Source organism: Saccharibacillus deserti (genome assembly GCF_013618475.1).
Classification (GTDB): domain Bacteria; phylum Bacillota; class Bacilli; order Paenibacillales; family Paenibacillaceae; genus Saccharibacillus; species Saccharibacillus deserti.
On sequence record NZ_JABJVN010000005.1, the window covers coordinates 69,676 to 88,261 of the forward strand.

At 57.6% G+C, this 18,586-nt stretch carries 13 protein-coding genes; 8 read left to right on the forward strand and 5 right to left on the reverse strand.

Annotated features, from left to right (window positions below):
- Window positions 1–81: 81 nt before the first annotated feature.
- Window positions 82–1,926 (reverse strand): flagellar assembly protein A, encoded by a 1,845-nt coding sequence (locus HOP44_RS14065; protein WP_172254385.1) that lies wholly within the window; start codon window positions 1,924–1,926, stop codon window positions 82–84.
- A gap of 233 nt (window positions 1,927–2,159) precedes the next feature.
- Here HOP44_RS14065 and HOP44_RS14070 point away from each other — a divergent pair, with 233 nt between their 5' ends.
- Together HOP44_RS14070 and HOP44_RS14075 are read left to right on the forward strand one after the other, a co-directional pair.
- Window positions 2,160–3,305, forward strand: coding sequence for a WD40 repeat domain-containing protein (locus HOP44_RS14070; RefSeq protein ID WP_172254387.1), 1,146 nt, complete (start codon window positions 2,160–2,162; stop codon window positions 3,303–3,305).
- Window positions 3,302–4,408 (forward strand): M23 family metallopeptidase, encoded by a 1,107-nt coding sequence (locus tag HOP44_RS14075; RefSeq protein ID WP_172254389.1) that lies wholly within the window; start codon window positions 3,302–3,304, stop codon window positions 4,406–4,408. Before HOP44_RS14070 ends, HOP44_RS14075 begins: the two co-directional genes overlap by 4 nt.
- Before the next feature lie 194 nt (window positions 4,409–4,602).
- Here HOP44_RS14075 and HOP44_RS14080 read toward each other — a convergent pair whose 3' ends face one another.
- The 4 genes from HOP44_RS14080 to HOP44_RS14095 form a co-directional block, all read right to left on the reverse strand.
- Complete coding sequence (locus HOP44_RS14080) at window positions 4,603–6,168, reverse strand: methyl-accepting chemotaxis protein (RefSeq protein WP_172254391.1); 1,566 nt, start codon at window positions 6,166–6,168, stop codon at window positions 4,603–4,605.
- A gap of 147 nt (window positions 6,169–6,315) precedes the next feature.
- Window positions 6,316–7,446 carry a YsnF/AvaK domain-containing protein gene (locus HOP44_RS14085; RefSeq protein ID WP_172254393.1) on the reverse strand — a complete coding sequence of 377 codons (1,131 nt, stop codon included), beginning with the start codon at window positions 7,444–7,446 and terminating at the stop codon, window positions 6,316–6,318.
- 165 nt (window positions 7,447–7,611) lie between these two features.
- On the reverse strand, window positions 7,612–8,700 hold the full coding sequence (locus tag HOP44_RS14090) for a YsnF/AvaK domain-containing protein (protein ID WP_172254395.1): 1,089 nt from the start codon (window positions 8,698–8,700) through the stop codon (window positions 7,612–7,614).
- Between the two features lie 314 nt (window positions 8,701–9,014).
- Window positions 9,015–10,109, reverse strand: coding sequence for an AI-2E family transporter (locus HOP44_RS14095; protein WP_172254397.1), 1,095 nt, complete (start codon window positions 10,107–10,109; stop codon window positions 9,015–9,017).
- A gap of 275 nt (window positions 10,110–10,384) precedes the next feature.
- Here HOP44_RS14095 and HOP44_RS14100 point away from each other — a divergent pair, with 275 nt between their 5' ends.
- From HOP44_RS14100 to HOP44_RS14125, 6 genes are all read left to right on the forward strand, one after another.
- Complete coding sequence (locus HOP44_RS14100) at window positions 10,385–11,221, forward strand: amino acid ABC transporter substrate-binding protein (protein ID WP_172254399.1); 837 nt, start codon at window positions 10,385–10,387, stop codon at window positions 11,219–11,221.
- 222 nt (window positions 11,222–11,443) lie between these two features.
- Window positions 11,444–12,112 carry an amino acid ABC transporter permease gene (locus HOP44_RS14105; protein WP_172254401.1) on the forward strand — a complete coding sequence of 223 codons (669 nt, stop codon included), beginning with the start codon at window positions 11,444–11,446 and terminating at the stop codon, window positions 12,110–12,112.
- A gap of 25 nt (window positions 12,113–12,137) precedes the next feature.
- On the forward strand, window positions 12,138–12,890 hold the full coding sequence (locus tag HOP44_RS14110) for an amino acid ABC transporter ATP-binding protein (RefSeq protein WP_172254403.1): 753 nt from the start codon (window positions 12,138–12,140) through the stop codon (window positions 12,888–12,890).
- A 183-nt stretch (window positions 12,891–13,073) separates the two neighbouring features.
- Window positions 13,074–14,807, forward strand: a complete 1,734-nt coding sequence (locus HOP44_RS14115; protein ID WP_172254405.1) for a methyl-accepting chemotaxis protein — start codon at window positions 13,074–13,076, stop codon at window positions 14,805–14,807.
- A gap of 181 nt (window positions 14,808–14,988) precedes the next feature.
- Complete coding sequence (locus HOP44_RS14120; protein WP_172254407.1) at window positions 14,989–16,764, forward strand: sensor histidine kinase; 1,776 nt, start codon at window positions 14,989–14,991, stop codon at window positions 16,762–16,764.
- 28 nt (window positions 16,765–16,792) lie between these two features.
- A complete protein-coding gene (locus HOP44_RS14125; protein WP_172254409.1) occupies window positions 16,793–18,451 on the forward strand; it encodes a response regulator transcription factor in 1,659 nt (552 codons plus the stop codon).
- The last annotated feature ends 135 nt before the right edge of the window (window positions 18,452–18,586 follow it).

The following is an 18,586-nucleotide window of genomic DNA, read 5'->3' on the forward strand; positions in this document are numbered from 1 at the left end:
CCGCGCTTTTTGGTTGGTAGGAGGCAGGCACGATCGAGATCCCGTGATTGTCGGCCTGTCCTATGCGAAGCAGGCAGACGCTCAGCCCGTAACGGCGGCCGCGTCCGGTTCGGGGACTCCGAACGTATAATCCTGGACCAGGTTCCAGATTTCGCGGTGCAGCGTGCCGATAGAGATTTTCCCTTCGAACATCCGGTGAACGCAGATACTTTTGCCGGCCCGAAGCATACACGGGGCGCCGCCCGCGCTGCCGACAATACGCGCATGGATGCGTTCTTCGGCTTCAAGCGAAGAGCCGCGGCAGACCGAGGCCGGATGCCCGAAAAGAATCGAACCCGTCGCATACAAATCGCTCTGCATTACGCCTTCGCGGTGAATCGTAATGTCTCCGTTCGACTTGACGGTACTGGTCTGGCAGCGCGACAATTCAACCCCCGATTCGCCCTGCTGCATATCGGTCATAAAGGAATGTTCCCGTTCAAGACCGGCCTGCAGGCGAAGCAGGGTGTCTTCGTCCAGCGATTCGATCATTTGGGCGGGAGAGAGCATCAGATTCAGGTCGTCGGCAAACGCATTGGAAGCTCCGCCGGTACTGCGCTGGACCGTAACAAGCACTTGAAGCAGTTCCCGGATATGCGGCTGGATGTCTTTGAATTTGGTCTTCATCAGCAGAAGGGCAATCTGGCCGAAACGGGCGGATTGTCCGCGTTTGCCGACCTCGGCGTACAAGGCGAGCGAAGCCGACAGCAGCATGCCCGTCTCGTCTCTCAACTGCCGGGACAGGTGGTACAGCCGGTTGAAAGACAGACCGAAACTTCCGGAATACAACCGGCTGCCGATCGTGCTGCCCTGCACGATAATCCGGCCGGCCGCAGTGATGGTCGAATGATAGACGCCGCCCGATACGTAAACGTTACCGAGCGATTCGACGATCATATTGTCTGTCACATTGCCATGGATGGCGACGTCGCCCGAAAATACGATATGTCCGGTCTTCAAGTTGACGTCTCCCGGAACGACGTAAGCGTCGGAGATATCCAGATAGCGGACCGCTCCTTCCGTAATGCAGGGACGGCCGGCCTTCAGCGCGGCGAACGTGCCGTCTTCCCGCGCTTCGACATGCTGCCGGGCTTGAACATCGATTTCACGCACGGGCGGAGGATCGATCTTTTCCCCGTACACATCGTAACCGGGCGTGCCCGGTTCGGAAGGGAAAAGCCGCGCAAGCAGATCGCCGCTTTGTACGGACGGGATACGCAGATGGCTTCGATAATCGAGCGCCCCCCCGGCTTCCTCGAAAGCATTTTCGATTTTCTCGTCGAAAAGAAGGTGCAGCCGGGCATCCAGGCCCGGCTGCGGTTCCTGACCTGTCGCAAAAACGAAAGGCTGTCCGTCCGCTTGTTGAAGCGCTTGCACAACAGCCGGGACATCGAGATTCTTGCGGATGCCAAGCGAGCCGACTTCGGCCATCGCTTCGGCAATCTCCAGCCTGCATACCGGCGTATTCCGGTCGGGCTGCGCTTTGGGCGACAGTACGCGGAGGGGACCCTCGTCTTCGAGTCTCCAGGCATAACGCACTTCGGCGAATATGCGAATAACCGCCTGCATCCGGTCGGGCGAGACCTGAATTCGGTACAGGGGTTCGTCCGGCATTTCCCATTCGATCCGGTCGCTGGAACGGACGGCCGAAGCGGAGAGCAGCTCGCTGCCATTCAGCCAGAACCGGAGCGGGGCAGCCGGGACCAGCACGGGAGGATCTCCTTCTCCGACCGGATCGGCCACATGGAGACGGCCTTCCCGGATTTCAATACTTCCGTCTACCGCGGCGGGCAGCGAAGCCGGAATGGCGGGTTCGCCGACGGTGACGGCAGGGTCGTGGGTGCCGAATGCAGATGCGGCTTCGGGCGCGGGGTGAGCTTCCGACATGCGAGCAGGCCTCCTTTTGGAAGATAATGTATAGCGGCGGAAAGCGGTTTCAACCGGGATTTCCTGTTATTCGGGCAGCATGGGGATAAGTCTTTGTTACCACTAGGATAATACCTTCGGACCTATTTTTCAACAACGATTTCCATATTGTCCGTTTTATTGCACAGGGTGTTTTTTTCGGGTACATTAGGGCGCATCGGAGGATAAACCGAGACAAGGATGGAGGATGAAACATGGGAAAAAGACGGAAAGCCGCCGCGGCGGGCCTGTTGATACTGGCGGCGGTGTCGGGGAGTGCGCTGGCCGAATCGGATGTCTGGTCGCAGGCGGCCAAAGAACCGGGGCGCCTTGCGGCGCTGCAGGAAACCAAGCTTCAGCTGCCGGGAAATGCGGATAAGCGCAAAGCGGCGGCTTCGATCGATCCGGCGTCGGGACGTTCCGCGGTTCGTGCCGGTGTCCGGGCTGCGGAAGGATCGACCGGAACATTTACGGCAAAACTGAATGCGGACGGGCTGAACGAGGCGCTGACTTTCCGGTATACACAATCGGCCGGCCGCCGGGTTCCGCTGCCTTCCCCGGATCTGGGCTATGAGCTGCACCGGCTGCCGGACGGACAGGCGCTGGTGGAATATGCCTCTTCCCTTTACAAGCTCAATCCCGATACAAAGACGCTGGCGCCTTTTCTCAAAGCGCAAACGGGAGGCTACCGCCAAGGAGCCGGCATTTCGTCGAAGATGATCGTGTGGGGAAAACGTGCTTCGATCAGTCCCGACGGGAACCTTCTGCTGTACTGGACGACCCGCAGCGCGGCGGTGTCCGGGCGTGAAGATGGAGAGAATTGGGTGAAAGATCTGCGCACCGGCGAGGAAAAAAAGGTCTATGGAGCCGGATACACGCTGCTCGGCTGGGATAAGAAAAATCGCTTCTATCTTGATTTGGGCGACGAAGGCGTCGTGCAGGTTGACAGTGCAGGCGGTTCTTCGGCCAGACTGGTCAAGGGCAGCTCCGTCTCCGCCGTCTCCGGAACCCATCTGCTGTCGCAAACGGCGGACGGCTCGCTGAACCTGCGCGACCTGTCGACCGGGCGGGTGAGAACATTCCGCGGAAGCGGATTGAGCCATCTTCGCGCCGCTTCGGCTTCTTATGAAGGCCGCTACTTCGCCGTGATCAATGCGCCCGATCGTTCGAGCCGCGTATCGACCTTGATGCTGATCGATGCCAAGACGCTGGGCAGCCGGACGATTGCGGAGCCGGCCGGCAGCTCCATTCTCGGCATCTCCTGGGCGGACAGCGGACACCTGCTTGTTCAGGTACGGAACCGAACGACCCGGGCGGAATCGACGTATACTCTCGAAGCGGAAAGGGAGGCGAAGCAATGAATCGGGAACGTTTGGATAAAAAGGCAGCCGATGCCGGTCAGACTATGGAGAAAAGGAAACGGGTCCTCCGCGGCCGCCGGGCAATGCTCGCGGTCTGTGCGCTGCTTGCCTGCGGTGCGGTATCCACGGTCTCGGCGGCCGATTACGGAGCGAGGTTTCTTCAGCAGTACGGGGTCAAAGTCTCGACGGCATCCGCAATGACGCCCGCGCGCAGCGATGCCAACGGCCTGATGGAGAGCTATGCTCCGGTCGAGAGCAAGACCAATCAGCCGCGTCATGTGGTGAGCGGCACCAATCCGCATAACGGAGCGGACCTGGCGATGGCGTCCGGGGAACGCGTCTATGCGGTTCTGCCGGGCAAAGTGACGGAGATCAAGTCCGACCTGTCGGCCCAGCTCGGCAGCGTGATCGTCGATCACGATACCGACGGAGACGGAATACCCGACGGGGTCTATATTCAATATGTGCATATCGATCCGGCCGGTGCCGGAAGCACGGGTCTGCGCGTTGGCGATTACGTGACCGAGACAACCGTCATCGGCACGGTCGACCGGGCGAAACGCTATAACCCGCATCTGCATATCCAGCAGGTCAGCCAAAGCCGGAGCGGTGCATCAAGCAGCCGGACGCTGCCGCTGTACACGCTGTACCGGCATACTTCGTCCGAGACATGGAATGCCGGTTCCGATCTCGATTATCTGTCCGCCGATTGGCAGAGCGGCAATCTGCTGTATCTGACCGCCTATGCCGCAACCGACAATCCGCGTACCCAGCGTTACGACCGGAATGCTCCCGCCGAGATCCAGCTTCATTACAAGATCGGTCCGGGCGGGAAATGGAAGATGTCGCCTGTCCGTTTCAGTCTGTACGAGGCACAAACGATGCGCTACCGGATCGACCTCCGCCAAGCGACAGGTGCCCGAAAAGGGCAGGACGTCTACGTGTATGCCGCCGCAATCCGGGCTTCGGACCCGACGTTTCCCCCGTCGGCTGCCTACCGTCACGGACTGTGGCCGCAGTTCTACAAGCAGCCGGACCGGGTGCTGTATGCCGTTTCTTCCGCTAGGGCGGATCAAGTCGCACGCAGGTTTACGATCCGCTAGAAGTTAAGCCGTCGGAATGGGGCGGTTTGGCCCGCACACAAAAGCCTTTCCGGCAGAATCCGCCGGAAAGGCTTTTGTGTGCGTTTGGAATAAGCGGACGCTGCGGACGAAATCCGAAAGCAAGTCCGGAAAGCACGGCGGACAGCCTCCGGTTGGCCCGGCCGGAAAGTCTGCTTACCCGCCGCTTGTCCGGATCAACCGGCGATCTGTGATTCGTCTCGTGCCGCGGAGTCCGGCGAAGAACGGCGTTTTTTCTGCCGCGGTTTCGGCGCCGTCTCGGAAAGGCCGGATGCTTCTTCGCTTCTGGCCTCAGTTAACTTCTGCAGGTCGCCGATCAGTTTCTCCAAGTGGGAGAAACTTCCGCTCATTTGGTTCGTGATGTATTTTTGCTCGCCCATACCGGCCAGGATTTCTTCCATGACGGCGTTCGTTTGATGGGTGACGGTAGAGATCACAGCTGCTTGTCCGGATACTTCCGACGAAGAGGCTCTCATCTTGCCGGAGCGCAGTTCCACTTCTCCGGCCTGATCCAGCAGTTTATGGGTATTCTCGTTGATCTCCGTTAACGCTTCTTCGGAACGCCGCGCGGCAGAGAGGCCGTTCTCCGCCGCTTCGCGGCCGCGGTTGACCTGTCTCATCAGACGCTCGGTTCCGCTTTGCAGTTCGCCGAGGATGCCGCCGATCTGTTCGGCCGATTCGCGCGAATTCTCGGCCAGCTTGCGGACTTCGTCGGAGACGACGGCAAATCCCCGGCCGGCTTCTCCCGCACGCGCCGCTTCGATCGCGGCGTTAAGCGCAAGCAGATTGGTCTGGCTGGCGATTTCGGAGATGGTGGTCAGAATCTGGGCGATCTGGCGATTCTGTTCGCGGAACAGTTCCATATCGTGGGCGGTATCGCTCATGACGGAATAGACCTGGTCGATCTGCGCACGCAGTTCGGCCATCCGGCCGGCACCGTCCTGGGTGACGTTGGCGGTATGTTCGGACAGCGTGCGCATGACAGTGGAATTCTGCACCACGCCTTCGATCTCCAGATCGCTGGCGGACATTTTGTCGGAAATCTCCGAGACGCTGCCGGCCTGGCTCTCCGCTCCCTGCGCCACCTGCGAGAAAGCGTTCGTGATCTCGCCGGTAATCAGTTCGTTCAGGGTCAGATTCTCTTTCGACTTGCGGGCAAACCGGCTCAGTTCGTCGACTGCGTCCCGGATCTGGAGGAAAGCGGCATCCAGTTTCCCGGTATCGGCCCGGCTTTGCTCCCGCTGCTTGGCCAGATCGGCGAAGAGCTTCTCGTTCAGCATGCCGATCGCTACGGCCATGCCTGCAATAATGACAAACAGCACGACCGTGAAGATCAGCGAGACCATCCGTCCTTCGGGAACGAAGACCTCCGCTCCGCGTATCCAAGAAACAAGCAGGGTGACTGCGGTCAGAGCCGAATAGAGCAGCACATAGCGATAACGCGGGTAGAGCAGCAGCAAAACGGCCGGCACCAGAGCCGCAAGTACGTTAATGGTATCCATCAGGACGACGGTATAACAGACGAAAAAGAACAGAGCCGCCGCATACGGCAGGGCTCGCTGCGCTTTTCTGGCCAGCGTCAACCAGGTGAACAAGGCCGCAAATGCGCCCATGGCAACAGCCGCAAGCTGGGTAGGCAGAGAGAGGTTCAAGCTGACGGCGCCCAAAATCAAAGAAACGGACCACAATACCCACATGACCATTTTGTTTCGCTGATACATGACAGAATCGAGATGACTCAAAAGCTCACTTCCCCCGTTGATATGATGGATGATGCAGGGCATAAGACCCATCTTTTATATCGGCAAAAAACCCCTAACGATGTAGGGGCTCAAGCGGAAAAATAAGTCGTTTTTGCGATAAATGGGACTTTTGGTTCGCCGATTCGCTTAAGGACGATTGCGTTCGCTCCGCGGAGGAAGAGGCGGCGGATCCTGCGGCAGGGAAGAGAGGGGATCGGACGAACGCAAGTCTTCCGCTTCCTCCGCCGGGCTTGCTTTGACCGAAGGGTGTCCGGTGTGTTCGACCCGCGCTTCTTCATGCTGGACGGTTTCTTCGATATGGAGATTTTCCTGTGTGTTCTGTTTGTAGACGTCGACTTCTTCCGTAATAACGTTATGCTTGTTCACTTCGATCCGCTCTTCGCTGACCGGAATACGGATCGTTTCATTCCGTCCAATCGGACCTTCCGCCGTTTCGCCTTCAACAGCCCGGCGTTCGATCACCACTTCTTCATGGGTAACCGGAACACGAATCAATTTTTCTTCATGGACGATCTCTTTGCGGACTTCGACTTCACCCGTGCGAACCTGCTTTTTGTCGAGCTCGAGCTGCTCCGCCCGAAGCTGCAGGGTGGACTCTGCGGCCGACACGCCGCCTCGCGAACCGCGGCGCAGATCTTCTTCCGCTTCGTCGTTTGTCCGGTAAACGGCAGAAGGATCTTGCGGAACCGGCGTTTCCCTGCGTGGTTCCGTTTCGTGCGGGGCTGTGACCGTCAGATTGTCGGTATCGCCCGCCGCGCCCAGTTGGGTATGGTTAAGCGCGTAATGATTGCGGAAGATCTGCTCGACTTCCGTTTTGCGCTCGCTGTCCGTGTCGACAAGAACCAGCATGCGGCCTCCGCCGATATGTTCATGGTAGGCTTTGGCGTCTTCCTCGGGGATACCGAGTCCGATCAGGCCTCCGACCAGGCCGCCTCCCGTCGCTCCGACCGCGATTCCGGCCAACGCGGTTGCGATCGGTCCGGCTGCCAGCAGCGGGCCGATCCCGGGAATGGCCAATGCGCCGAGTCCGGCGAGAAGCCCGCCGACTCCGCCCAGGATTCCTCCTGCCGTAGCGCCTCCCGCGGCGCCTTCCGGAGCTTTGGTGCCGGTCTGTTTGCCGATTGCGGCAGCGTCCTGATGGTCTTTGGAAATGACGGAGATATCGTCTGTATCGTAACCGGACCGTTTCAGGGCTTCGATTGCTTCGGATGCTTCATGCTGCGTAAGAAATATGCCTGCTACTTTTTGAGTCGCCATCGAGGGGACCCTCCTGTTCTGAATGGAATATCGAACGAACTCTTCCGGCTGTCCAAATACGCGAATAAGCCCAAGCTGTTTGTTCAGCCGGGCTTATTCGCGTTCGGATGGAGGAAGGGGATCGGCCGCCCGGCCGTTTCCTCCGTGGATCTTCCGAGATCTTGTTTACGGTCTGCGCGTCGTGGCGTTTTCTCTGCGTGCATCCATGCCTTCACGGACTTCGACCTGTCCGTTCTTGTCGACGCGGGCTTCTTCACGGCGCAGCGTATCGCGTACCTGCTCCGTTTCCTGCACATCGCGTTTATGAACTTCGACTTCTCCGGTCACCACATTGCGCTTGTTGACTTCGACCTGCTCTTCGGTGAGGGGAACCCGGATCGTTTCGTCTCTGCCGATCGGCTCATCGGTCGGAATATCGTTGACCGAGCGGCGCTCGATGATGACTTCTTCGTGGCTCACCGGCACGTCGATCGCTTTGTGCTCTTCGATGATTTCTTTGTGCACTTCGACTTCGCCGCTGCGCACCGTGTTTTTCGTGACATCAAGCTGCTCTTCGTGCAGACGAAGTTTGCGGGCTTCATCGCGATCGTCCAGATCGGCCGACTCCGCGTATCCGCGTTCGCCGATTGGCGTTCCGTCCATCCGGTTGGCATCGAGGTTCGTTGCCCCCATAGCCGGAGTATCGCGATAGAGCGTATCGTTGGACGACGTATCGTTCATCCGGTTGGCGTCGATAGAGCGGGTATCTTCCATCTGCTCATCATAACGCCGGTTGGTGGAGTTGTTGTCCCGGAAGATACGGGTAACTTCGCTGCGATTGGCTTCTTCCGTATCGACGATTACGAGCAGGCCGCCCTGATCCACGGCTGTATCGTATTCTTTGGCTTCGTTCTCGGGAATGCCGAGTCCGATCAAACCGCCGACCAGACCGCCGCCTGCCGCGCCGACAGCTGCACCGGCAAGAGCCGTTGCCAGAGGACCGGCTGCCAGAAGCGGGCCGATGCCCGGAATGGCCAATGCGCCGAGACCTGCGAGCAGGCCGCCGATGCCGCCCAGCACGCCGCCTGTAGCCGCTCCGCCTGCCGCGCCTTCCGGAGCCATCGTGCCGGTTTCGTCTTCAAGCTTGCGCATGTCTTTTTTGTCGCGTGTTACGACAGAGATGTCGTTCGTGCTGAATCCCGCTCTTTTCAGGTCTTCGATTGCATGGGAAGCTTCTCTTTCCGAATGGAACACGCCTACGATTTTGTTAGTCATGGTGGTACCTCCTCGTTGTTGTGGAACTTTGATTTAGGGTGTGTTTTTTATTCGTCGATACTGCTGTTCCAAGGCTTCGATGTTTCCTGCCACGTTCCATATTTAAACCCCCCGAAGAAATCTAAACCGCTTCGTTCAGAAATTTTTTATAAAGTCAATCGTTTTTTTAATTATGTTTCAAATTTGAAAAAAGGGATGCGCACTGTACCGGCGAAAGCACGCAGGGGCTTAAGCAAACGGGCGGGCAAACACCAAAAAACCGGGTTTCCAGAAGGAAACCCGGTTGGCGGGCAAAAGCGGTTTGGCAGCGGAACTCAATCCAGCGTATGTTTGATTTTGCTCTTGATATACATTTGGTAGGCATGGCGGATCGCAATCTTGACGACCATATAGATCGGAATACAGATCAGCATGCCCAGAATGCCCATGACATCGCCGCCGACCAGCAGCAGGACGATAACGGTCAGCGGATGCATATCCAGCTGTTTGCCGAATACCAACGGTTCCAGCAGATTGTTCTGGATCAGCTGGGCCACCACCACGATGACGATCGACCAGATCGCCATGCTCGGCGATTCGATCAGACCGACGATTCCGACCGGCACTCCGGCGAGAAACGCTCCGATGAACGGAATGAAATTCAGGAAGAACGAGATCAGAACGAGCAGCAGCGAGTACGGCAGGCCGATGATGAGGAACCCGATATACAGCAGAACGCACAGCATCAAGTTTACGATAACCCGTCCGGCGATAAAGCTGTTCAGCGCGTCATCCATCTCGCCGAGCATCACTCTGCCGTCTTCCTTGTTGTTCGCCGGGAACAATCTCATCAGGAACGGAGGCAGTTTATGGTCGTCGCGAAGCAGGAAATACAGCAGAATCGGGAAAGTTGCAATAACGAGCACAAAGCTGGACAGGAACGAGAACATCCCCGTAATATTGTCGGTCAGCCAGGTTAACGAAGTGTCAAGCACACCCGACAAGCGGTCCAGCAGTTCCTGGTTCTGGCCGGCGTCACTCGGAAGAAAACGGCTGAATGTCGGATTGTTCTGCAGCTGCTGGAGCTGATAAACGGCATCCTGGGCAAGCTGTGGAGCGTTGGTCACGAAACTTTCCACCTGATCGCGCAGGGTAGGCCATACCCAGAACGAAGCGCCTACGATCAGCAGGATGAAAACGACAAAGATCAGCATGACCGACCAGGAGCGTTTCAGTTTCTTGCGTTCGAGGAAGCGCACGAGCGGACGCAGCGGATAATAGAAGAAAGCTGCGATCAGCAGCGGCACGACCAGCGAACTGACCAGCGATACGACCGGCGTAAAGATGAATTTGACCGTCGTTCCCAGGAGAATGATGAGCAGGATCAGGGCAACGCCCGCTCCTACAACGAAAAAGCGATTTTTAAACATGGATATCCTCCTAGTCAGATCTATATGTATATTTAAACGAAAGCCGCCTTGTTTACGCTCAAAGCGGAAATGGATATTTAAGGGCGCAAAAAAGGCGGAATTCGGATGTTTTTATTAAAGCCGATAAAATTAATTGGAATTATACGAAACCCCATTGACTTTCATTAGGTAAGGGTATAAAATTCAATCTTGCACGACCTAAACGCGGCCCAACGTATTTAAGCCGAACGGCTGCGTCAAACTACCCATTCAGATTCAAACGGAGGAATTTATTGATGAAAAAAGTGACTTTGCTCGGCCTGGTTGCCATCTTGATGGCCCTTATGCTTGCCGCCTGCGGAAGCGGCACTGCCGCCAACAATAATGCAGCTGCGCCCGATACGGGAACGACAGAGACGGCCAAGTCCGACAGCGCTCTGGACAAGATCAAAGCCGACGGCAAGATGGTGATCGGCACCGAAGGTACTTATGCCCCTTTCACTTACCACGATAAGAGCGGCGAATTGACCGGGTTCGACGTAGAAATCGCCCGCGAAGTGGCCAAACGCCTCGGTGTAGAAGCCGAATTCGTGGAAGCGCCGTGGGACAGCCTGCTTGCCGGGATCGATGCCGGACGCTTCAATGCCGTGTTCAACGAAGTATCGATCCGCGACGACCGCAAAGAGAAGTACGATTTCTCCGATCCGTACATTTCTTCCGGCGCGGTCCTGATCGTACGCGAAGACAACACGGACATCAAATCGCTGGCCGATCTCAAAGGCAAAAAGTCCGCCCAGTCGCTGACCAGCAACCTGGCCGATATCGCCAAGCAAAACGGCGCCGAAATCGTGCCGATCGAAGGATTCAACCAGGCGATCGATCTGCTGAACTCCAGCCGCGTCGACGCGACGATCAACGATAACCTGTCGTTCCTCGATCTGAAGAAACAAAAACCGGATATCGCGCTCAAAGTCGTGGCCGAAGCCGAAGACGCTTCGCAAAGCGGAGGCGTATTCGCCAAGAACCAGCCGGAACTGATCGAAGCGGTCAACAAAGCGCTGGCCGATATGCACGAAGACGGCACGTATGCCACGATCTCCGAGAAGTATTTCGGCGAAGACGTTTCGAAATAAGAAGGGAAGAGCAGGGCGCCGATCGGCGCCGCGTTCTTCTATCCGCACTACTGATACGGAAGAAGCCGTTCCCGGTTTCAACCGCATGGGGCTGTCTTCGGATTCGCGCAGGCGAATTCCGCGGAAGCCCCCTTCCTTTTGTTCGGAGCCGGGGATTGGGTGTAATGATCCGATAGACGGCTTTTTTTAATCGGTTTTGTCTGGAGAGGGGGATAAGGGAGCATGGATGAACGTAAAATTCAAATTTTGATCGATTCGCTGCTGCCGATGATCAAAGCCGGCCTTCAGTTTACGATCCCGCTGACGCTGATCTCGTTCGCGCTGGGACTGGTGCTGGCGATCCTCGTGGCTTTGGTACGGCTGTGGAAGATTCCGGTACTGAGCCAGATCGCGGGGATTTATGTATGGATCATCCGGGGAACGCCGCTGCTTGTGCAGCTGTTTATCATTTTTTACGGACTGCCGAGTATCGGGATCGAATTCGACCCGTTCCCGGCCGCGGTCATCGGTTTTACGCTGAATATGGGCGCCTACAATTCCGAGATCGTGCGCGCCGCAATCCAGTCGATCTCGAACGGGCAGTGGGAAGCGGCATCTTCGCTTGGCATGACGCGCGGACAGGCGCTGCGGCGCATTATTCTTCCGCAGGCCGCCAGAGTATCGGTACCGCCGCTGTCGAACTCGTTTATCAGCCTGGTCAAAGACACCTCTCTCGCTTACACGATTACGGTGATCGAGATGTTTCAGGTGTCGAAGCAGATTTCGGCGACTACGTATGAACCACTGCTTATTTACTGCGAAGTAGCCGTACTGTACCTGGTTCTCTGCACGGTGCTCAATGCGCTGCAGAACGTCATGGAGAAGCGGTTGGCCCGCTTCTCGGCTTCTTAATACGGCCGGAGAGGAGACAAGTCCCATGCTTGAAATACGCAATCTGCATAAATCGTTCGGAACGCTCGACGTGCTCAAGGGCGTCGATCTGTCGCTGGAAAAAGGCAAGGTGCTCGTCATCATCGGCCCGTCCGGTTCCGGCAAGACGACGCTGCTGCGCTGCCTGAACCTGCTGGAAATGCCAAGCGAAGGCTCGCTCAAACTCGGCGATTCGGCGCTCGAATTCGGTACCGGCCGCAAGCCGAGCAAGTCGCAGATTCTCAAGCTGCGCCAAAGCACCGGCATGGTGTTCCAGTCGTATAATTTGTTTCCGCACAAGACCGCGATCGAGAACGTGATGGAAGCGCAGATTATCGTGCAAAAGAAAGACAAAGCATCGGCGCGCAAACGTTCCGCCGAGCTGCTGGCCAAAGTCGGACTGAGCGGCAAAGAAGACTCGTACCCGCATCAGCTGTCGGGCGGGCAGCAGCAGCGCGTCGGGATCGCCCGGGCGCTTGCGACCGATCCGCAGGTGATGCTGTTCGACGAACCGACCTCCGCGCTTGATCCCGAGCTGGTCGGCGAGGTGCTGAAAGTCATGAAGCAGCTGGCCGCCGAAGGCATGACGATGGTCGTCGTTACCCACGAGATGAAGTTCGCCGCCGAAGCCGCCGATACGGTGGTGCTGATGGACGACGGCGTCGTCCTCGAACAGGGACGGCCGGATCAGGTGCTCCGCAACCCGTCCAGCGCCCGTGCGGCCCAGTTTTTGAATGTGCTGATCGAAAAAGAAGGATAAGATAGCGAGACTCTCCGGCCGCTTAACGGCGGTCTTCCCAACGCCGTCCGATCGAAATCGATCGGGCGGTTTTTTATTTCTTTTTTTATTTCCCGTGAACTATTCAAAAATAAGGTTTTTTCGTCGAAAAACAATCGTGGCCGCTTATAAAGGCTTATGAAAGGGAAAAGGCGGGGGAAATTGATGAAAAAGAAGTTCAGGCTTACGTTTTTCGCGAAAAATATGATTATGATTGCGCTGGGGATCGTATTGGTCGGCGGCCTGTTGACAGGCATCACAGTGAAATTGCAGCAGAATATGGCGCTCGACAGCCTGCGAAACCAGTATATCGGTGTCGCGGATTACGTACGGGAGCAGGTGAGCTCGGAGCTGATCGTCGAAGTGGCGGCCAATCCGACTACAGACAGCGAACCCGGCAAGCTGCTGACCGAACGCTTGAACCATGTGTCGGAACTGAACTCGAATGTAGCCCAAGCCTATGTCTTCAGCGCCCAAATAGAGAATGGATCCCAGGAAATCGTCGGCGCTCCGGACCACCTGATCGAAGCCGGCATGACGCCGGGTACCTTGTACGAAAATCCGGAAGAGATGAAAAAAGCGATGGCGCATGTCGTGGAACAGAACGCTCCTTTCAGCACCGATGTTTATACGGATGCCTACGGAAATTGGGTCAGCCTGCTGCAGCCGGTAACCGATTCTTCGGGACAGGTTATCGCGGTTATGGGGCTGGATATCAGCGCCGCGGATATCGCCAAGAACACTTCCGAAATTCTGCGTACCTCCCTGCTGGTCATGGTGCTGTGCATCCTGCTGGTTCTGACGATCCAGTTCGTCATGATGCGCCGGATGATGAGACCGATTCGGGACTTGTTCGGAGCGATCGAACAGATGAACGAAGGCGATCTGAACGTCCAGCTGCCTACCGACCGCAAAGACGATTTCGGCGATCTGAACCGCAAATTCTCCGAAATGTCGATCGAACTCAAGACGATCATTGCCGGTGTACAAAACCGTGCGCAGCAGGCGGCCGAATCGTCTTCCGTTCTCAAAAGCGAAGTCGAGCAAAACGTACGGATCCAGAACGGCGTGATGGAGAGTGCCGAACGCATGAGCGTCGGTGCAAGAACGCAGGAAAGCTCGGCGGAAGAAACGTCGAGAGTGATGGAAGAGATGTCCCGGGCGATCCAGGAGATTGCCCAGACCGCCTATCAGGTATCCGAAGCGGCTTCCGATATGAAAGCCGAAGCCGGTTCGGGCGGCAAGTCGATCGTTCGCGTCGGCGAGCAGATGTCGGCGATCAGCGTATCGGTCGGACGTTCGGCTTCCCGGATTCGCCAGCTGCAGGAGCGCTCGCGCGAGATCGAAGGGATTACCGGGCTGATCTCCGGTATCGCTTCGCAGACGAACCTGCTGGCGCTTAACGCCGCGATCGAAGCGGCCAGAGCCGGCGAGCACGGTCGAGGGTTCGCCGTCGTGGCGGAAGAAGTGCGCAAGCTCGCCGATCAATCGGCAGCTTCGGCCAGTCAAATCTCCGGGATCCTCAGTCTGATGATCAAGGAAACGGACGAAGCGGTTGTCTTGATGGAAGAAGGCATGCACGAAGTCGAGACCGGCATGGAACTGTCGCAGCATACCGGCGAAGCGTTCCACCGGATTGAAACGGCGATTGACGGCGTTTCGACCCAGACGGAAGATATGTCGGCCGTAACGCAGCAAATGTCCGCAAGTTCGGAAGAAGTCGCGGCATCCGTCACCGAATTGGCCGGAATCGCGAAAGAATCCGCGGGCAGCGCCATGGAAGTGACGCAGGCTTCGCAGCTGCAGCGCGAATCGCTTGGCAGCGTCTCCGATTCTTCGGAAGAATTGAATACGATGGCGGTCGAACTCAGCGAGCTGATCGCCAAGTTCAAGATTTAAGGGTCCGATCTGTCGCACAGGGAAGCCGTTCGTGCGAACGGCTTCCTTTTTCGTTGTCAAAATACCCGAAATCTTGCGATAATGCTCTTGCCGGCCGCGTTGTTACCGCTTACAATTAGTGAGCTTGCCATGCGGATACTGCGCGGCCATGCCGCATTTTACCGAGAGGAAGGGAAGTCCCATGCCCCGCGCCAACCTATTCACCAAAATGATCCTGATCCTGATCCTGATGTGGATTCCGGTCGCGCTGCTGTACGGGTACTCCAACAAGACGACGACCGATGTGCTGAGGCAGGAACTCGGCGAATCGAACCGGAACCAGCTGGCCTTTTTCCAGAGTCAGGTCAATACCAATATCGAGATGCTCGCTTCGTGGCCGAATCTGCTTATTCATGATCCGGACATCGAAAGCTTTCGCAAGCTGTATACGAACGGGGGTTACTTCAATCTCGACGAAATAAATCTGGTCAAGCGGATCCAGAACAAGCTGAGTATCCAGGAAAGTTCGTCGAATTGGAAAAGCCGCCTGCACCTGTATTCGCCTTCCCTTCGCCGGGTCGTGTCCGAAAACGATGCCCGCGCTTACGATCCGGCAGAGCTGCAGGCGCAGATCAAGCCGGGCTGGCAGGTGAATCGGGCCAAAGACGGCAGCGAAGACATCTTCCGCTTCTCCTGGTTTACGGTTGCGCCCTATGGGATCGACAATCCGGCGCTCAAGGCGGAAACGATTGTGGAACTCGAATTCGACAGCCGCAATATCCAGAATATGCTCGACAAATTCAAGACCGACGGTCGGCACGATCCTTTTTATTACCGGGAAGATATGGGCGTGATCTACAATCGGAGTTCGGAACACGAGCTGACCGGGCAGCTGCTGAAAAAATTGAAGCGGTCGCCGCTGCCGGAAAGCGACAATCTCACGGTGGATATCGACGGCGATTCCTATATGGTCAGCATCGCGCTCTCCAAAGAGACCGGCTGGTACCTGATCGATTATATGCCGATGGCGGATATGCTGGAGCCGATCCGCAAGTCGAATCTGCTGTTCTATTCGGCGATTCTGACCCTGCTCGTGATGGGTTCGGTGGCGGCCTATCTGCTCTATGTGCAGGTACAGATTCCGATACGCCAGCTGATCCGGGGCTTTCAAAAGCTCGAGCAGGAAGATTACGCGGTCCGGATCAAGCCGAAAGGGCGAAACGAGTTCAGCTTCCTGTCGGATCGTTTCAATCGGATGGTCGACAAAATCCAGAACCTGTTCGAGCATGTGTATCTGGAACAGCTGCACGTTAAAGAAGCCCGGTTGAAACAGCTGCAGTCGCAGATCAATCCGCATTTCTTCTATAATTGTTTGTCATTTGTCACCAGTATGGCGAAGCTTGGACGGATGGACGCGGTCGTGGCCATGTCCCACAGCCTGTCCAGGTATTATCGCTACACCACGCGGCAGGAACGGGAGCTGGTTCCGCTGCGCGAAGAGGTCGAGTTCGTCCAGCATTATCTGGAAATCCAGAAAATGCGCATGAGCCGGCTCGATTATACGGTGGATCTGCCGAGCGCCCTGCTGGATCTGTATGTGCCGCCGCTCATGCTGCAGCCGCTGGTGGAGAATGCCGTTATTCACGGAATCGAACCGCATGCCGAAGCCGGCATGATCCGGATCTCGGGTCTGCTCGATGCCGCCGGCAGCGTGGTTCTCCGCGTCGAAGATAACGGCGGAGGGCTGGAAGAAAGCGAGCGCGCGAAATTGGACCGGCGGCTTGCCGAGCCCATGAGCGAAGAAACCGGCTGCGGATTATGGAATGTGAATCAGCGCCTGCAGCTGCGGGGCGGCCGGGAAGCCGGCGTCCGCACCGAAGAGTCAGAACTCGGCGGATTGACCGTGCTGCTGAAATGGAACGAGAACGCGGTGAAGGAATCGGACGGAGAAGAGACACTGCGCAGACGCTCCGTCTAAGTCTGATAGAGAGAAAGGGGCTGCCGGAATGATCGAAGTACTGCTTGTCGACGACGAAACTTATGTAACGGAAAGTCTGGAGCTGACCATTCCGTGGGAAGAGATCGGCGTGAGCACCGTGCGCCGCGCCGCTTCCGGTGCGGAGGCTCTGCGGATCATGGAAGAAGAAGCGGTCGATCTGGTCGTAACCGATATCCGGATGCCGGGCATGGACGGTCTGCAGCTGGTCGAAGAAATCGGCCGGCGCTGGCCGCGCGTGCGCTGTATGCTGCTCACCGGCCACAGCGATTTCGATTATGCCAAAAAAGCGCTTCAGCTTCGCGCCAGCGACTATATCCTGAAGCCGGTGGACGACGCGGAATTCGTGGCGTCCGTTTCCGAAGCGATCGATTCGCTGCGGGAAGAATGGGACGAATTCGACAAGGTCCACCGGCTGCTCTACAGCCGCAAATCGGATTACAAAGTGCTGCGCGAGAATCTGCTGCACGAACTGCTGCTGGGCCGGGAACTTGGCGGCCGCGCACTGGAGGAGCAGCTGGATGCCTACGAGCTGCCGCTTCGGCCCGGACGGCCGACGCTGATGCTGCTCGCGCGCCTGGAAGGACGGTTCGCGTCGATGGACGCGCCTTCGCTGGAGCTGATGGATTTCGCGGCGGGAAATATCGCCGAGGAAGTACTGCGCGGCCAGCCGCTCTGGTACGGCAGCGGGCCGCACGGCTGCCTGGTGCTGCTGCTTCAGCCGAGCGAAGCCGACGGCGGACTGGCGCTGGAAGAGACCGCCTGCGGACTGGATCGCCGGCTCGACAAACTGGGCGAACATGTCCGGCTGTATCTGAAAGGCGAGATCTCGCTGGCGGTCTCGACCGTGTTCGAACTGGGCGGCGGCGGACCGGCGGCCGCTTACCGCCGGACGCTCGGCGCTTTGTATGCCGCGGGTATGGGCGGGCGGACCGTATATGCCGACCTGCGCGCCGCGGAAGCGGGCGAAGCGGTCTCGGATTCCGCCGGATTGGCGGCGGGAGAAGGGCGGGGCAGCGTGGCCGAAGCGATGTACGCGCCGCCGACTCTGCTGCACCTGCTCGAGTCGCATCAATGGGAAGAAGCCGGAGCGAAAATGGCCGGCGTCTTCGATGCCGCGGAGCGGGCCGGATTGGCGGGTCCGCCGATGTATGAGATCTATTTGTGGATGACCAATGCGTTCTTGTTCATCTCGCACCGGGAAGGTCAGCCGGTCGGCGAACTCGGCGGCGAGGAAGGGTTCGATCCTGTGCTGGCACGCGGATTGGTCCAGCATCCCCAGCGCCTGCGCAGTTGGGGAGTACGTCTGCTCGACGGTCTGGCCGAGCAGATGTCGCAGAGCGGCGGCGAAGGACGGAGCAAGATCGCGAGCCGGGTCCGCCAGTTGGTCGGCGCCGGCCTGGACGGGGACTTGTCCGTCAAGACCCTGGCCGACCAGGTCTATCTGCACCCGGTCTACCTGTCCAAGATCTACAAAGCCGAAACCGGAGAAGCTTTGGGCGATTACATTATCCGCATGCGGATGGAACGCGCCGCCCATTTATTAAAGAATTCCCCCAAGAAGATCTACGAGATCACCGGCGAACTGGGTTATCAGAACCCCCAGTATTTCAGTAAGATGTTTAAGAAACAATACGGCATGACCCCCAATGAATTTAGGGATAGCTGAAACGGACAAGGAAAGACGGCGCGCAGCGCCTTCGACCGCCGTCCAACCGTTTCAGCGCCAGGCCTTAAGGGGTCCAGCCTTCACCCCCTGAATTCCCCCTCGGCGGAAGCGCAGACGGATCCCTCCGTCCGCGCT

Coding starts and splice junctions, on each gene's coding strand:
- HOP44_RS14125 (WP_172254409.1), top strand. CDS start 16,793: ATGATCGAAGTACTGCTTGTCGACGACGAAACTTATGTAACGGAAAGT.
- HOP44_RS14100 (WP_172254399.1), top strand. CDS start 10,385: ATGAAAAAAGTGACTTTGCTCGGCCTGGTTGCCATCTTGATGGCCCTT.
- HOP44_RS14085 (WP_172254393.1), bottom strand. CDS start 7,446: ATGGCGACTCAAAAAGTAGCAGGCATATTTCTTACGCAGCATGAAGCA.
- HOP44_RS14120 (WP_172254407.1), top strand. CDS start 14,989: ATGCCCCGCGCCAACCTATTCACCAAAATGATCCTGATCCTGATCCTG.
- HOP44_RS14095 (WP_172254397.1), bottom strand. CDS start 10,109: ATGTTTAAAAATCGCTTTTTCGTTGTAGGAGCGGGCGTTGCCCTGATC.
- HOP44_RS14070 (WP_172254387.1), top strand. CDS start 2,160: ATGGGAAAAAGACGGAAAGCCGCCGCGGCGGGCCTGTTGATACTGGCG.
- HOP44_RS14090 (WP_172254395.1), bottom strand. CDS start 8,700: ATGACTAACAAAATCGTAGGCGTGTTCCATTCGGAAAGAGAAGCTTCC.
- HOP44_RS14110 (WP_172254403.1), top strand. CDS start 12,138: ATGCTTGAAATACGCAATCTGCATAAATCGTTCGGAACGCTCGACGTG.
- HOP44_RS14065 (WP_172254385.1), bottom strand. CDS start 1,926: ATGTCGGAAGCTCACCCCGCGCCCGAAGCCGCATCTGCATTCGGCACC.
- HOP44_RS14115 (WP_172254405.1), top strand. CDS start 13,074: ATGAAAAAGAAGTTCAGGCTTACGTTTTTCGCGAAAAATATGATTATG.
- HOP44_RS14075 (WP_172254389.1), top strand. CDS start 3,302: ATGAATCGGGAACGTTTGGATAAAAAGGCAGCCGATGCCGGTCAGACT.
- HOP44_RS14105 (WP_172254401.1), top strand. CDS start 11,444: ATGGATGAACGTAAAATTCAAATTTTGATCGATTCGCTGCTGCCGATG.